Source organism: Pseudonocardia sp. MH-G8, assembly GCF_002262885.1.
Lineage (GTDB): Bacteria > Actinomycetota > Actinomycetes > Mycobacteriales > Pseudonocardiaceae > Pseudonocardia.
In genome coordinates this window covers 1,209,601-1,226,121 of sequence record NZ_NKYF01000001.1, presented here as the reverse complement: position 1 = coordinate 1,226,121, position 16,521 = coordinate 1,209,601, and the positions used below count along the sequence as shown (strand labels likewise).

General features: G+C 74.6%; 1 protein-coding gene (only partly in view). It reads left to right on the top strand.

Annotation, left to right across the window (positions count from 1 at the left end):
• The first annotated feature begins 623 nt into the window (after positions 1-623).
• Positions 624-16,521 carry the 5' portion of an NUDIX domain-containing protein gene (locus CFP66_RS05690; protein ID WP_143517125.1) on the top strand. The gene runs 12,638 nt beyond the window's last position, so 15,898 of the gene's 28,536 nt are visible here — the first part of the coding sequence; it begins with the start codon at positions 624-626; the stop codon falls past the right edge of the window.

Genomic DNA, 16,521 nt, shown 5'->3' with positions numbered 1-16,521 from the left:
TGACGGATTGTTCCGGCGTCAGGGAACCGAGAGCGGGCCGACCTCGGCGATCCGTCTTCTCGACGGATTCCTTGCCGGCTCCGGTTGCTTGCTCCCAGCTCCTGATCCATCGCCGTTCGGCGGCGTACCCGGATGGGGTCGAGCGGTCGTCGGCACAAGACGTGGCCCCGGGCGTCGCGGCAGTGCCCGGGCGCGACCCGTGGCCGCAGTGTGTCCGGCCCGTGGCGGGTCGCAGGCGGCGCACCCGGATGTTCACCCATCGATCATTTGGTAGACGTCGGAGCGATCGACGTCCGTCGTCTCCGCCCTTCAACATCATCTGTGGCTGCCTCCCCAGGGTGTCGCCGGTTGCTGAAGCCTCGCAACGGGTGGGCTCGCGGGAGACGGTGCGAGTGGAGCGGCGTAGGCCGACCCCATGTCGCTGGCCTCAGGCGCGACGTGCGGCGGGAACCCGTGTTCTCCCACCTCGTAGCTATGAGCGGCATCGCCCGCGAGTCCTTCTGGTTCTTCCCCTTCTGTCGTCCGCGTGCGGCGGCGAAACCTCTGGAGTGTCCGTCATGGGTCAGGTGTCGGTGTGCGAGGGCGAGGCCGTTGGCCTCTCCTCGACTGCTGACATCGTTCCCGTGCGGTTGCGTCTCTCGGCGCTCGACTGCGCACTGGGCGTCGTCCGGTGGGCGCTCATGGTCACCGGCGCCGTCGTGGTGATGTGGCTCGGGTCGGCGTTCCTGACGGCGACCTCGGCTGCCGCTGCGGTTGCGGTTCCGGTTGTTCAGGCGAGCGTCGGCAAGCAGAGTGTGGCCCGGAGTGGCGGTCTCCGGCCGGCCGGTGGCGGGGATTCCGACTCGGGCTCCGGGGACAAGAAGTCGGACAAGAAGTCGGACAAGAAGTCGGACAAGAAGTCGGACAAGAAGTCCGACAAGGAGTCCGACAAGGAGTCCGACAAGAAGTCGGACAAGAAGTCCGACAAGGAGTCCGACAAGAAGTCGGACAAGAAGTCCGACAAGGAGTCCGACAAGAAGTCGGACAAGAAGTCCGACAAGGAGTCCGACAAGAAGTCCGACAAGAAGTCCGACAAGAAGTCCGACAAGAAGTCCGACAAGGAGTCGGACAATTCGGATGACGAGAAATCCGACGACAAGGACGAGAAGTCCGACGAGAAGTCCGACGGCGGGAAGGGTGGCGGCGAGTCCGACAACCCGCATTCGGGCGAGTCGGAGGATCGCGAGCAGTCGGCCGACGAATCCGGCAACCGTGACTCGGACAGGAAGCGCGACAGCGCAGACAACTCGCGGCGGACGTCGGATCGGCAGGATTCCGACGAGGAACGGGACGATCGCGCACGGTCGGAGTCGACGCGGCAGGGCGAGGACGACTCCGACGAATCGGGCCGCGGATCGCGGGCTAGCAGCTCGGAATCCGGGAACGACGAGTCCGAGGACGCCGGGAACGATGGATCCGAGAAGCGCGACACCGGGAAGGGTGACGCCGGGAAGGGCGACACCGATACCGGTGAAGCCGCCGGCGAGTCCGCAGCGGCCGAGGAGTCCGGGAACGACGCTCGGGCCATCCCGGCGGGTGCCCGCGACAAGAAGGCCGACAAGAAGGCCGACAAGAAGGCCGACAAGAAGGCCGACGGGAAGCGCAGCGCCGACGCGAGCACGACCCGCGCGGCCGACAGCGACTCGACCACGAAGCGGGCCATCGGGCGGAAGGAGTCCGTCGACGATGACTCCGGACGGCGGCGGAAGCAGGCCGGGGGATCGCGTGATCGGCGGGACGCCGACGACGCGGACGGACATGAGGTACTGACGCGTGTCGCCAGGGCGCTCGACGACGCCGCCGACCGCGAGGCGCCGGACGACGAAGCCGGTGACGACACATCAGGTGACGACTCGTCCGACGAAGATCGGGACGAGAAGCGCCGCTCCGCGCAGCGCGCCGTGGATGTGGCGCGCAAGGTCCTGGACGGTGATGGGGACGGGGACACCGCCCGCGCGGTGCGTGAGCTCGTGGACGAGGCGGTCGACGGGGCCGAGCGGAAGGCGCGCAACGCGGACGACGAGGAGAAGTCGGAGAAGCGCGTGCGCCGGGCGGTCCAGGAGGTCCGGGACGCGCAGTCGACGGTGTCCGACGACGAACCCGCCGCGGACCGGCCCACGTCCGCTACGCCGAAGGCAGCGGACGACGGCGAGCAGGCGAGCGCCCGGAAGTCGAAGGGGACGACGCGATCGGCGCGGCGGGCGCAGGCCGCCCCGCGGGCGCCGCCGACGAACGAGATCGCCGCCGCCCTGCGGGCGTCGGAAGCCGGCGAGGAGCGCCGCGGGAAGCGCGCCGAGGACGAGAAGCGCGACGACGACAGCGAGCACGAGGACGAGCGCGACGACTCCGACGGCCACTACGTCGACGGCGAGTGGGTGGAGTACGACGACTCCGAGGAGAACACGGAGAAGGTCCTCGAGGACCGGATCGACTCCGACAAGAGCGAGAAGAAGCTCGAGGGGACGAAGAAGAAGGTCGCGTCGGGGAAGGCGACCAAGGCCGACTACGACAAGCAGGCCGCCGAGCACAAGAAGACGAAGCAGGAGTATAAGTCCGGGCGCGCGACGCTGTCCGAGGACCGGGCCGAGCTCGTCGACGAGGTCGTCGACGGGCACCGGGAGCTGTCGGACCGTGAGAAGGACCTGGCGGCCGAGGAGAAGAAGGTCTCCGACGGCAAGGCCGGCACGAAGGCCCATGACCGTGACGTCGCGGAGTACGAGTCGAAGCGCGACGAGGTCTACGAGGCCACCGACGAGCTGATGGACGCCACCGGGAACCACACCGACGCGGCGTCCGAGGACGACCTGGACGGCGAGGGCTCGGTGTCGGGCTGCGGGTCGAGCGGCGCGTTCGTCGAGTGCGGTGCCGCGAGCGAGGACTCCGATGGCAACCGTGACTCCGACCGGTGGGTCGGGCTGTCGGGGGTGTCCTCGGGAGGCGGCGCGTCGTCCAGATCCGGCGACAACGAGGCGTCCGCGTCATGCGACACGTCCGGTGCCGGGGGCTGCCGGAGCAGCGCCTCCAGTGGGAAGAAGGACGGGGCCACGCGGGCATTGGCCCGCTGTGGGGGCGACTGCGAGGAGCGTTCCCGGGCGACGCCGGACGAGGCGTCGGCGGAGTGCGAGAGCACGAACGGCTCGTGCGAGAGCAACAGTTCGGGGAACGGGCGCGACGATCGCGCCGCCGCGGCGAGCACGAGCCGCGAGGACGCTCCCGACCGTGACGAGCTCGGCGCCAGCAGCGGCACCGGCAGCGGGTCTGCGAGCTGCCGGGGTGGGGACTGCGCCACGTCGAGCTCGGTGGAGCTGGACGAGGCCGGCGAGGTCCGCGCCGAGGCGGAGACGGAGTGCGGCGCGGGCTGCACCGGTTCGGCCGCCAGCTCGACCGAGGCCGGCCACGAGGCGGGCACCACAGGCACCGTGACGGCGAAGGCCCCGAAGTCGGGCACGAAGGCCGCAGCGGACTGCGCGGTCGACGGCGGCGGGTGCCGCGCCGTCTCCGAGTCCGACGCCGACGGCTCGGCCGACGATGTCGACACCGCGAGCGCTGCCACCGTCGAGGTGGACTGCGACGCCGCGAAGTGCTCGGGCCGCGGGACGACCACCACCAGCGGTTCCGCGAGCGGAACGCAGGAGGGTGCGTCCCGGGTCAGCACCGCAACGGCGTCCTGCGAGGTCCGTGGCGGCGGGTGCGACGCGGAGAGCGGCACCCGGACCGGCACGTCGATCGAGGAGTCCGAGAACGAGGCGGGCCCGGTCCGGTTCGCCGTGCTGTCCGACGGGGACGCTTCGGCGTCCAGCTCGGCTGGCGCGAGCGTGCACTGCGACGACGCCGCGGGGTGCACGGGCACGGCCACCGGTGCGACGACCGGGAAGGCGACCGGCGTCGCGACGGCGGGCGGTGCCGCGCCGGTGCGCACGACGAGCGCGTCCACGCGCTGCACAACGGCGGCGGGTGGGTGCGACACCGAGGCGACGTCCGAGGTGAGCGACCGGGTGGCCGAGGTCGGGGAGTCCGACGGCCGCCGGGCGGCAGCGCTGGGGCAGCCGGGTCGTGCACTGTCGGCATCGAGCACCGCCGACGCGGGCGCCGAGTGCGGCGTCGTCGCGTGCCGCGGTTCCGGCGAGGCCCGGACCACCGGCGCGGCGTCCGGGGACGTCACCGGGGTGCGGGACAGCACGGGCAGCTCGAGCTGCACCGCCCACGGCGACGGCGGCGGATGCGTGAGCTCGGCGGGCACCGCGGTGTCCGACCGGGACCCGGCCGCGGGCGGCACCGTGCCCGGCGTGGCCGCGGTGTCCGGACCGGTGAGCGTCTCGACCGCGTCGGCGGCCGTGCACTGCTCCGGCGGCGCCGGGACGTGTGGTGGCACGGCCGAGTCGTCGACCAGCGCGCGCGACACCGCGGTGTCGCCGCACGCGCGGGGCACGAAGGCGACCGCGGAGTGCTCGGTCGCCGGCGGTGGTTGCTCGGGTGAGACCAACTCGTCCGCGTCGTCGGCGCCCGACTTCGTGGCGGTCGACCCGGCGACCGGGCTGCCCCTGCCGGGGCAGCCGACGAGCGGGCCGTCGTCCGTGGCGTCGTCGTCCGGCAGCGTGGTGTGCGCGGCAGGTACTGCGTGCTCCGGCTCGGTGCGGACGTCGACCTCCGCGTGGGACGGGGCGGTCGCAGGCGGTGCGCCGCGCACCTCCACCGGTGACGCGAGCTGCGCCGGTGGCACCGCCGGGTGCCAGGCCTCCTCCGTCTCCACCGCTTCCACCGGTTCCGGAGCGGCGCTGGCTCTGTCCGGCGGGCAGCCGGTGAACCGGGCGCGGCTGACCCCCGGCCCGTCGGCGGCCTCCGCCGCCGGTGCGGTCGTGGCCTGCGCGGGCGATGCCGTCTGCAACGGGCGGGCGTCCAGTGCGGCGACGGCGACCGACCCTGTCGTGTCGGCCGACCCGCGCGGTTCGCGCAGCACGGGCTCGTGCGAGGGCGTGACCGGCGGGGTGTGCCAGGCAGTGACGAACTCCGGCGCCTCGTCCGGGCCGGACGCGAACATCATCCTGCCGCTCGTGGCGGCGAGCTCGACCGCGAACGCCACGGTCTCCGATGAGGAGGTCGGCTCGGCCGGCGAGCAGCAGGGCAACGAGCAGCAGGGCGGCGCTCCCGAACAGCAGCCGGGGATGCCGGCCGGGCCGACGGCGCCGGGTTCGAGCGCCAACTCCGGCGGCCCGACCGTGCCGGGCGCCTCCAGCTGGACGATGGCGTCGGCGGCGCTCGACTGCGCCGGATCGGGGGGCTGCGCGGGCACTGCGCGGACCTCGGCCACCGGCGACGAGGGCCAGCCGGCCATGAACGGTGCCGGCACGGCGCGCGGGCCACCGGCCACGACCGGAACCACCAGCTCCAGTGGCAGCTGCGCGAGCACGCAGAGCGGCTGCCTCGTCCAGACCACCAGCGAGTCCGGATCCGGCCAGGTAGTGGCCGACATCGTCGCGGAGGACCGCAACACCGCCGCCGAGCAGGCGCGCCGGGAGGCCCTCGAGGCCGAGGCCGCAGCCCGTGACGCCGCGGAGGTCGCCGCCCACCCGGGTGCGACCGCAGCACAGCGCAAGGCCGCCGCCGACGCCGCGAAGAACGCGGCCGACGCCCGGAAGGCCCACACCGAGGCCGCGAAGCTGGCCGCCATGCCGGTCACCGACGCTCCCGCGACGATGTCGCGGTCGAGCGCGGCCGCGCAGTGCGAAGGCCCGGCGTGCCGTGCCTCGACCACCGGTGCCACGAACGGCACCGCAGGCCGCGCCGACACCGCGGCCCAGTGCGCCGCCGCCGCGAGCGGCTGCGTCGTCACCAGCGACGTCACCGTCACCGCCGAGCGCGACTCGGGCCTCACCCGCGGCGAGGGCAAGAAGGCCAGGCCGATCCCGGGCTCGTCCGGCGTCGCGGAGGCGAGCTCCCAGCTGCTCTGCCCGGAGGCCGGCTGCACCGGCACGGTGACCGGCACGTCCTCGGCGGCCGCGGGGGCCGGCGGACAGCGCAGCACCAGCACCGCCACCGGGTCCTCCCGGTGCGACGGCACCACTGCGTGCCTGGCGCAGATCACGGCGAGCGCGTCGCGCACGAGCAGCGCGCCGGACGCCGAGCCCGACGAGCGGTTCGCGCTCACCTCCGCCTCGGTCGGCGCACTCTGCGACAACGGCACGGCCGCCGGCTGCGCGAGCCGGACGTCGAGCCGCACCACGGTGGCGGTCGCGAAGGGCGTGCACGGCACGTCGAGCGCGACCTGTGCCACCGGCGCCTGCTACTCGGCCACCGGCGGGTTCGCCTCGAAGGACGTTGTCGAGACGACCGCGGAGTGCACCGGCACCGGCTGCCGCACCCACACCGACGGCACCGCGCAGCGCGCCGTGCCGGGCGGGATGAGCAAGGCGGCGTCACGGACGGACTGCACCGCCGGCACGTCCGGGATGTGTGCGGGTACGAGCCGGGTCGGCGCCACCGAGAACGGGACGCAGGCATCCGCGTCGTGCGCGGGCAGCAAGGGCTCGGTCTGCCGCCACAGCTACTCCTCGACGAGCTCCGCGCACAGCGCCACCGGTGGGGACGTCGCCGACTCGCACGCGCACTGCGGGACGACCGGCGGGGCGGGCAGCGGCTGGTGTGCCACCGGAGCCGCGGCGCAGACCGCCGACGGGGCCGCGGTCGCGATGGCCGCCTGCCAGGGCAGCGCCGGATCGGGCTGCACCCACTCCTACCGCGCGCGCAGCTCGGCCGCGGCCGCGTCCGGCGGGGCGCGGGCGAACGCGAACGCCCACGGATCGGGGTCGGGGACGTTCGGCGGCGGGTACGTCGCGACGACGGCGACGGCCGCGGCGCGGGACGGCAGCGCGCAGGCCGCGGCGTCCTGCAGCGGCAGCGGCGGCGCCCGGTGCAGCCACTCCTACAGCGCCAACGCGTCGGCGTCGGCGTCCCACGGCGGGAACCGGGCGAACGCGTACGCGTCGGGTTCGGGTGGCGGCGGTACGGGCGGTGGCGGGGTGGCCGTGTCCGCGCAGGCGTCGGCCGGCCCGGGCTTCGCGTCCGCGGGGGCGTCCTGCGGCGGGTCCGGCGGCGGGTCCGGCGGCGTGCGGTGCAGCCACTCCTACAGCGCGAACGCGTCGGCGTCGGCGTCCTACGGCGGCAACTGGGCGAACGCCTACGCGTCGGGTTCGGGTGGTGGCGGCACCGGCGGTGGCGGTGTGTCGGTGTCCGCGCAGGCCTCCGCAGGCCCGGGCTACGCCAACGCGAGCGCCTCCTGCTCCGGCGCGGCCAACTGCCGGTGGGGCTACGCGGGCGAGGCGTCCAGCTCGGCCTCCTACGACGACGGCACGCACCGCAGCTGGGCGCACGCCCACGCGTCCGGCTCCGGTGGCGGGTCCGGGCCGGGCGGCGGCGGGCTGTCGGTGTTCGCCCAGGCCACCGCGGGCAAGGGGTACGCGAACGCGGCCGCGGGCTGCTCGGGGGCATCGAACTGCTCGGCGAGCTACTCCAGCGGCGCCGAGGCGTCGAAGACGGTCGGCGGCCAGCACGCCGAGGCGTGGTCGCGCTGCTCGGGCGGGGGCACCGGCGGCTCGTGCGGCTCGTACGCCGTGGTGAAGGTCGACGCCGACACCGCGCTGGCCCAGGCGGGTTGCTCGGGCACCGGGTCCTGCGACTCGTACTACGCGACGAGCTCGCGGTCGTCCGGTTCGGGCGCGGGCCTGAACGGCGACTCGGGTGCGGACTGCTCCGGCGGCGGCGCCGCGGGCGGGTACTGCGCCACCGGTTCCAAGGTCGCCTACGACGCGAAGACCGGGCAGCTGCAGGCCACCTCGTACTGCTCCACCGAGGGCGGCTCCTGCTCCAAGTACGCGAACATCACCATCGACGCGTCCTTCCAGGGCGGGCAGCTGACCGGCGACGGCGCAGTGCACTGCGGCGGGGCCGGGCCGGGGAGCTGCTCGGCCGTCGGGGTGGTCAAGTACCACGAGGCGAGCCTCGACGAGAAGGGGAACGAGATCCCGCCGACGCTGGTCGTCGGCACGGGCTGCGCCGTCGAGGGCGGCACCTGCTCGCAGAACGCCCAGGCCAACGCGAACATCTCCGGTGCCGACGGCAAGATCGGCGCGACCGCGGTGTCGAAGTGTGCGGGCACCACCGGCTGGTGCTCGACGATCGTCGGCGGCGGGTTCAAGGCGGACACCGGAGAGATCACCGCCTACGCCGTCTGCGACAACGGCGGCGCGACCGGCTGCACCAAGTCCGAGGCCCACCTCCACGGCGAGGTGTCCGGGCCCGGCCAGGCGAAGCCCGGCGGCGCGAAGGACGGCACGCTGCACGGCAACGGCAACGCGCACTGCGTGAAGACCTCGGGTACGTGCGCGGTGGCCGGTCGGTTCGACTACGTGCCGGCGGCCACCGGCGAGGACCAGGACGGCGACGGCAAGCCGGACGAGATCCCGGCGCACGTGATCGCGCAGACCAGCTGCTTCCCCGAGGGGAGCCACTGCACCCAGGAAGCGCACTCCTGGGGCACCTTCGACCGGGAGACCGAGCACACCAAGCACAACGGCAACGCCTACTCCGACTGCTCGGGGACCTGGGGCTCGTGCTCGACGGTCGCCTCGGTGGCCTACGACGACGCGACCGGCACGGTCACGGCGTTCGCCCAGTGCTCGACCGGGGACTCGGGCGGCACGAACTGCACCCGGTCCTCCACCCACACCTACGCGTGGGTGGACTCGCCGAACGGCGAGAACCTGAACGGCGACGGGGTGTCGGACTGCAACCAGACCGGCGGGTTCTGCTCCTCGGTGTCGTTCGCGAAGTACTACGCCGACGGCGAGCGCACCGTCACCGCCGAGAACGGCGAGGAGATCAAGCTCCCGGCGCACGTGCAGTCGGGTGCGGGGTGCGGAACCGACGGTCCGGAGGAGAACTGCAGCTTTGACTTCTCCGCGCACGGCCTCGAGGAGCTCTCCGAGGACGACGGGCTGCTCGCCGCCAACGCGCGCAGCGACTGCGGCGACTCCGGGACGACCGGGTCGGGCTGGTGCTCGGTGGCGGCCGACGTCTCGATCGACACCGAGAAGCGCCTGGCCGAGGCGACGGTCTGGTGCCAGAGCAGCAACGCGCAGGCGTGCTCGTACTCGGCGCACGTCGAGGCGTTCCAGGAGTCGGGCAAGAACAACGCCGACTCGGAGAAGAGCTGCGGCATGGGCGTCGCGGGCAACTGCGCTCTCGCCGCGTCGGCGGTGGCGGCCGGTGGGGACCGGGAGCGGCAGGGGCAGGCGCTGGCCCTCGGGTTCTGCAGCGACTCCAACAACTCCTGCCGCGGCGAGTTCAGCACCCACGTCGACTCCAACCGCGACACCCTGTCGGACTGCAAGTCCAGCGGCGGCGCCAGCGGGATGTGCGTCGGGCTGGCCGTGCCCGAGCACGCGCTGTCCGCAGGCCGGTTCATCGGCGACCCCGACGGCGACGACACGATCACCCTGAACTCGCAGGCGCCCGGCCGCGACGACGCCGAGAAGATCTGCTCGGCCAGCTCGCGGTGCGACGCGCAGAAGATCGACGACGAGGCGTTCAAGGACCTCGACGGCGAGTTCTACGTGCTCGACCTGACGGAGGACAAGTCCCCCGGCCAGTGGTTCAAGAACGCCGCCCGCGACCTCGGCGCCGTCGTCGTCTACGCGATCCCCGGCCTGCTGGAGTCGGTCGGAACCGAGCTGCTGAACACCGTCAGGTACGACTTCCTCGGCGACACCGGCCTGGTCGGGTCGATCACCGGTGGCCACGTCGGCTTCGACGTTCCCGACCAGAAGGAGGGCGAGTCCGACCTCGAGTACTACACGCGGCTGTACCCCTTCACCGGGGGCGTCGCGACCGGCGCGGTCAACTTCTACAACCGGTGGCTCAACTTCGAGGACGGCGGACCCGACTGGGACCGGCTCGGCCACGACTACTACTACGCGCCGGTCTCCACGCTCCTGGAGGACGTCGGCACGGTCGCGCTGGTCGCGGTCGGCGCCGGGGCGATCATCAAGGGCATCTCGCTGGGGGCGAAGGGAGCCTCCGCCGCATCGGCAGGCTTGACCACGTCGATGCTGTCCGGTTTCAGCACCGGGTGGGTCGCGGCGCGGGGCGCGTGGGCGGCGACCCGGGTGCCGGGTCTGGACGCGGCGTTCAGCGGGACCATGCGGTTCGCCGGGTGGACCGGGAAGGTGGCGCTCGCGCCCCTGTCGGTGAACTTCGCGGCCGCACGCATGGCTACCGGGCTCGTGTCGCGTGCCGTGCTCAGCCCGCTGGCTGGGCGGATGCTCGGTGCGGCGGAGATCGCGGCCGGGCGGGCGGGGGCCGCGTTCGAGTTCGGCCGCTACTCCGAGGGAATCGCGCTGCAGGCCCACTCCGCGCGGCTGGGCCGCATCGGGGGTGCCCTGGAAACCGGCGCGTACGCCGGGCGGATCGTCGGCTCGGACGGGCTCTTCGGCCGGACGACCATGCAAGGGCGTACCCCGGGCCTGATCGGGACGCTGCGCGCCTACAACCACCTCGGCCTGCGCTTCGGCCGACCCCTGACGGCTACGGAGATCGCGTCGGCCTCGACGAACGCGTCGGTGCGGGCGTTCGCCCCCGACGCGCTCGGCCCGCGCACGATGCTGGGTCGCCTTTTCGGCCACGAGACCGCCTACGCCATCCGCCAGGGCCGTGCCGACCGTGCGAGCGCGGTGGCGCGCTACGACCAGGTGATGTTCGGCGGCACGCTGCGCAACCCGAACCGGCTGGCCGGGCGCGGGGTGTACGCGGGGCAGCGTGCGCAGGTGCTGTCCCAGATCGCCGAGGGGCGGCTGAGCTCCGCCGAGTACACCTCGCTGACCCGCGGCCTCGACGAGGTGGCCGACACCGTGACCGCGGCCGGGAACCGCGGCGGCAGCCCTGCCCGGACCGGCACGCAGGGCCGCGACGGGGAGCCGACCACTGACGCGGCGCAGCAGCAGGCCGACGGGCAGCGATCCGACGGGCAGCGTCCCGACGGGCAGCAGCCCGACGGGACGCCGGTGCAGCAGCCGAACCCGGTGCGGCACGAGCCCGCGCCCGCCGACTCGATGCTGCCGCAGGCCCCGCGCAGCGGTGACCGGCTGGGTGGCGGGCAGCGGCAGAGCAACTCCGGCGGCGGGCCCGACGCGCTGCCCGGCGAGACCCCGCCCGGTGGCACGCCCCGCCCGCACGCGGACGAGCCTGCACCGGCGCAGCCGAGCAAGGGTCACCCGACGCAGCCCGACCCGCTGAAGTCGGACCTGCCCCCGCCGGGTGACGAGGGCAGCACCACCGGTCCTCGCCAGAACGCGGGGCAGCCGGTCCGCACCGAGCAGGACTACGCGCCCGGCGTCGCCGAGGTCCGCTCCTTCTGGGAGGGGCTCCGGGACGAGGCGACCGTTCCGCTCAGGGTACTGAAGGAGCGGTACGCGGCGCTCGCCGCCGACGTCCGCGCCAACCGGAAGACGATCGACGAGGTCAGGACCGAGTGCATGGCGCTCGCCTGCGAGGTCTCGCGACGGAACGGGAAGGAGCCGACCGACAAGCAGATCGCCGGCGCGCTCGCGCTGGCGGACGGAAACGTCATCCAGATGCTCACCGGTGAGGGCAAGACGCTCACCGGAGCGCTCGCGGCGCCCGTCCGCGCGCTCGACGCACGGGACGTGGCCGGCAGGCCGCTCGCGGGCAAGGGCGTGCAGTGGATGGCGCTGAACCCGACGGACCTGCTCTCCGCGGTCCGGACGGTCCGGCCGATCGCCCGTGGGCTCGGGCTCTCGGTCGGTGTGGTGCGTCCGTACACCTCGCGGTGGAGCATCCCGCTCAAGCGCCGCGCCTACGGGGCCGACATCGCGATCGGCACGGTCAGCGAGTTCGTGTTCGACGGGCTGCGGGCCCGCAACAGCCGCGGCCGCCCGGTGCACGGGGACCGCGGTGCGTTCCGCCTGATCGACGAGGTCGACCAGGTGCTGCTCGACGAGGCGCTGACCCCGCACGTGCTGGCGGCGTCGATCCGGAACGGCAAGGCGCCGCTGGGCGACCTGGCGTTCTCCGCGGGGATCGCGACGAAGCTGAAGCCGCGCACCGCGGCCGACCCGGCGGGGCACTACGTCCTCGGCCGGGACGGCGTGACGCTGACGCCCGACGGCATCCGGTTCATCGCGCAGGAGACCGGCCGGGACCTGTCGACGTCGGCGAACAAGCCGCTCGTGCGGCACGTGGAGAACGCGCTCACGGCGAAGTGGGTCCTGGAGCGCGACGTCCACTACTTCGTCGAGGACGGCCGCATCGTCCTGGAGGACCGCAGGACCGGTCACCGGCTGGACGGGCGCCGCTACAACGACGGACTGGCCGAGGCGATCGAGTACGCCGAGCTCGTGCAGGTGCTGGGGCCCACCCGCGTGCTGGACTCGATGACGGTCGTCGACTTCCTCGGCATACGGGATGGGAAGCGGGAGTTCGCCGGGATGACCGGCACCGCGGGCGGCGAGGCGGGCGCGGCGGCGTTCCGCGAGTACTACGACAAGGGCGTCGTCGAGATCGCGCCGAACCGCACGTCCCTGCGGAAGGACGGCACCCGCACGTACCGGACCGCTGCCGAGAAGTGGGACGGGATCTTCGACGACGTCGTCGCGACGATGGGCTCCGGGCGGCCGGTGCTGGTGGTGGCCGGGTCGATCCGGGAGGCGGCCGCCTTCTCACAGCGGCTCCGGCAGGCCGGTGTCGACCACAACCTGCTGACCGCGAAGACCAGCGCCGGCGACCAGGCGAGGATCCTCGGCGACGCGGGCCGGTCGGGGCAGGTCACGGTGGCCACGAACATCGCCGGCCGGGGCGTGGACGTCCTGCTCGGCGGCGAGGCGAAGGGCGGCGCGAGGCACGCCGCGGTCGACCGGGCCGGCGGGCTGCACGTGGTGCTGACCGAGTTCGCGGAGTCGTTGCGGATCGAGTTCCAGGCTCGCGGCCGCGCCGCACGGCAGGGCGAGAACGGCAGCTCGACCCTGCACCGCTCCCTGGAGGACCGGGTCCTCCAGCCGCTCGGCAAGGGCGAGTTCGCCGCGGTGCGCACGCTCGACGACAGCCCGGTGTCCAAGGGGTCCACCGCGGTGGACGCCCTGTTCACGCTGGCCCGCCAGCAGGCCGAGCTGACCGCCCGCGCCCAGCGCGGAGCGCAGCAGCAGGCCCGGGTGGCCGCGGAGGGCCGCGGCCGGAACCCGCTGCGGCGCAGCGGGATGCCGGCCCGCCAGGTGCTCGGCTCGAAGGACGTGCCGCAGCCCGCGCAGGAGTCGACGATCCCGGCGAACCCGGCGGGCATCGACCTGCCCCAGCTGGCGGCACTGCGCGCCGGGCAGGACATCGAGGGTCTGGCGCAGGACCGCAACGCGGAGCTGAACGAGGAGCTGCGCGAGCTGGCGCGCCGGCACGCGGTGGAGAACCCGGTCACCGACGCCGACCGCGCGGCGGCCGCCACGGTCGCGCAGCACCTGCCGGAGCGCTCGTTCCAGCCGTACCGGTACACCGAGGCGGACCTGGCCGCGGTGACGCAGCGGCTGGCGGAGCTGGCCCAGCAGGCGAACGCCGTGCGGCGTGGCCCCGAGCTGCGCGACCGGCTGGGGATGGACGCCGACGAGTACACCGCGACGATGGCGGTGGCCGCTCAGCTGCTCGCCGACCGGCAGGAGGCGCGGCGGACCGGCACGCCGATGCCCGCGAACCCGAACGCACCGGCCGAGCAGATGCGGCTCGCCGCGCTGAGCGACCGGGAGCTGCAGGCGCTCCTGGACTACGCGCGCGGCGTGCCGGAGACGCAGATCGCCGCCCGGCTCGGGATCACACCCGGCGAGCTCGGCTGGTTCCTGCGGATGGACGCCGACAACCCCGGCATCGTGATCGACAAGCTCACCCGGGCCACCCGGAACAACCCGCTGCTCGGCACCCGGGAGCCGGCCGGCAGGCAGGTGCGCACCGAGGCGGCCGTCCGCGACGAGATCCTGGACCGCGTCCTCGCCGACCTCGGCGTCGACGAGCTCACCGCGGCCGGCGCCGGCGGGGTGTGGGAGCGGGCGCGCGACGAGCTGCGCGCGGCCGAGCTGTACGGGCTGCACCCGGCGGAGGCCGCCGCGCTGTGGGAGCGGGCGGACCGGATCGAGGAGTTCGTCGACCGGCTCCCGGCGCGGCACCGCGACCGGGTGTACGCCACGCTGATCGGCGCGGGCGTCACGTCGGTGTCGCAGCTGGCGGCGATGTCGCTCGACGAGCTGGCCGACCTCGGGATGCCCGCCGGCCCGACCAGGGCGGTGCGTGCGGCGCTGGCACGCACGTCGGTGCCCCAGCGGTTCGGCACCCGCGACCGCCACCTGGCCCTCCAACTGGCCTCCTCGCGCTCCGCCTGGACCCACGACGACCTGCTGGCCGCGATGCACATCGCCGCCGGACTTCCGTACGACCCGAGCGTCCCGGCCACCATCGGGCGGATCGCCGACCTGCGCGCGCAGCTGGGCATCGACACGCTCAGGGCGCTGGCCGACCTGCTCCTGGAGCGCGACCGCGACGGGCTGATCACCGAGGCCGAGCGCGCCGCGATCCCGGTCGAGGCGCTGGACCTGCTGGCCCGGGCCCGTGCCGGGGATCTCGACGACGCGGAGCTGACCGAGCTGGTGCGGGCCGCCTCGGGCGCGCTGCGGACGCCGGCCCCGGGCGCCGGGCTCGGCCAGGCGGTGGCGCTGCTGGTGCTGGACGCCTACGTCCACGCCGAGCACGGGCTGCCGGCCCGCGACCAGGCGCCGGCGGCGCAGCGCAGGCTCCCGGCTGCCGTGATCGCCGGTGCGGCGATCGCGTCGGGTGGTGCGGGCGGCGGGCTCGCGGTGCTCGGCGGAGCGGCCGGAGCCGGCGTCGCCGGGTTCACCGTCGTCGGGGCCGTGGCGGGCGCCGCGGTCGTGACCGTGATCCACCTCGTGCGGAACCGCGGCCCACCGCCCGCGTCGAGCTCGACCACTACACCCGCCGCCGCAACCGGCCTTGCCGCGCGGCGGTGGACGGACCGGCTGGTCATCGGCGCACCGCTGCTGAGCGGCCCCGCGGTTCGGCTCGCCGTGCTCGGCGCGCTGGCCGGCGCGAGCCTGCTCGGGTGGCCGCTGGAGACGGCCGGTGTTCCGGGGGCGAGCCTGCTCTCCGTCGGTGCGATGGTTGCCGCTGCCGCGGTGATCCTGGCCCCGCGCATGCGGGACGGGCTGGCGCGGCTGGGTGGCTGGAACACCGTGCTCGGCGTGCCGGCCGGGCTGCGTGCCCGGTGGCGGGCCAGTGGCGTCCGCGCCGCGCTCGTGGGTGTCCCGGCGAACGTCCGGGGCCTGCGCAGCGAGGCGGGCGACCGGCTGCGCGAGCTGCGGGGGCAGGCGGGCGACCGGCTGCGTGAGCTGTGGGGCCAGGCGGCTGCCGGACTGAGCGCCGTGCGTCAGCACGTCGGCGAGGTTGCACGCGGGCCCTGGGACGCGCTGGTGGCTGCGCGCCGCCGGTGGGCCGCCGACCGCAGGCTGCGGTCGGTGCTGGCCGGGCTGGACGAGCGGGTGCGGGGCGGCCGGACCGAGCTCCGTGGCGCGCGGGGCGGGTTGGCCACGGCCGACGCCGAGCTGGCCGCCTGGCAGCGGCGCGCGGTGCGCCGGCTGTACAGCGGCCCGGACGGCTGGACCGGTGACCCGGTCGTCGACGCGGCGCGCGAGGCCGCGGTGGCGCGGGCACTCGGCCTGGACGTTACCGAGGTGCGGCGGTACTCCCTGGACCGGGACGTGCCGGTGGACGCGGCGGGCCTGGGCACGCCGACCGGCTCGTTCGACGAGCGCCTGGCCGGGGTGACGGCGGCGCTGCGCGCCGTCGAGGCCCGGCTGCGGGACGCCGCCGACGGCGTGGACGACGCGAACCGCGCACTCGTGCAGCTGCAGGCGCAGCGCAGGGCGGCGCTGGAGGTGGCCGTCCGGGCGGCGGCCGCGGGCGGGGTCCCGATCGACCGGATCGCCGGGCTCACCGGGCTGACCCCGGGCGAGGTCCAGGCGATCATCGACGAGACGCGCGGCGGCGGTTCGGGCCCGACCGCGACCGGTGGAGGCCCGGTGGTCGGCGGCGGTGGTTCCGGCCCCACCGGCACCGGGCCCGAGCGTGGCTCGGCCCCGCAGGCCGGGACCGGCACGACCGCCGGGATGCGGACCGGCGGACCGCGCACCGGCGGCCCCGAGGCCCGCTCGCGCAGCCCGCCGTGGTGGAAGCGCTTCTTCTCCACCCGCACGGCCGGGGCGGTCGTGCTGTTCGCCGTCGCGGTGGTCGCGACCCTGGCCGCGCTCCGGTACGGGGCGGCCGAACCCGGTGCCATCGCCGCGGCCGGCATGGTCTGGTGGCCCGGACAGCGCCGAGCGGCCCGGGAGCTGCAGGAGCAGGTGGCACAGGCGCGCGAGCCGCTGGCCG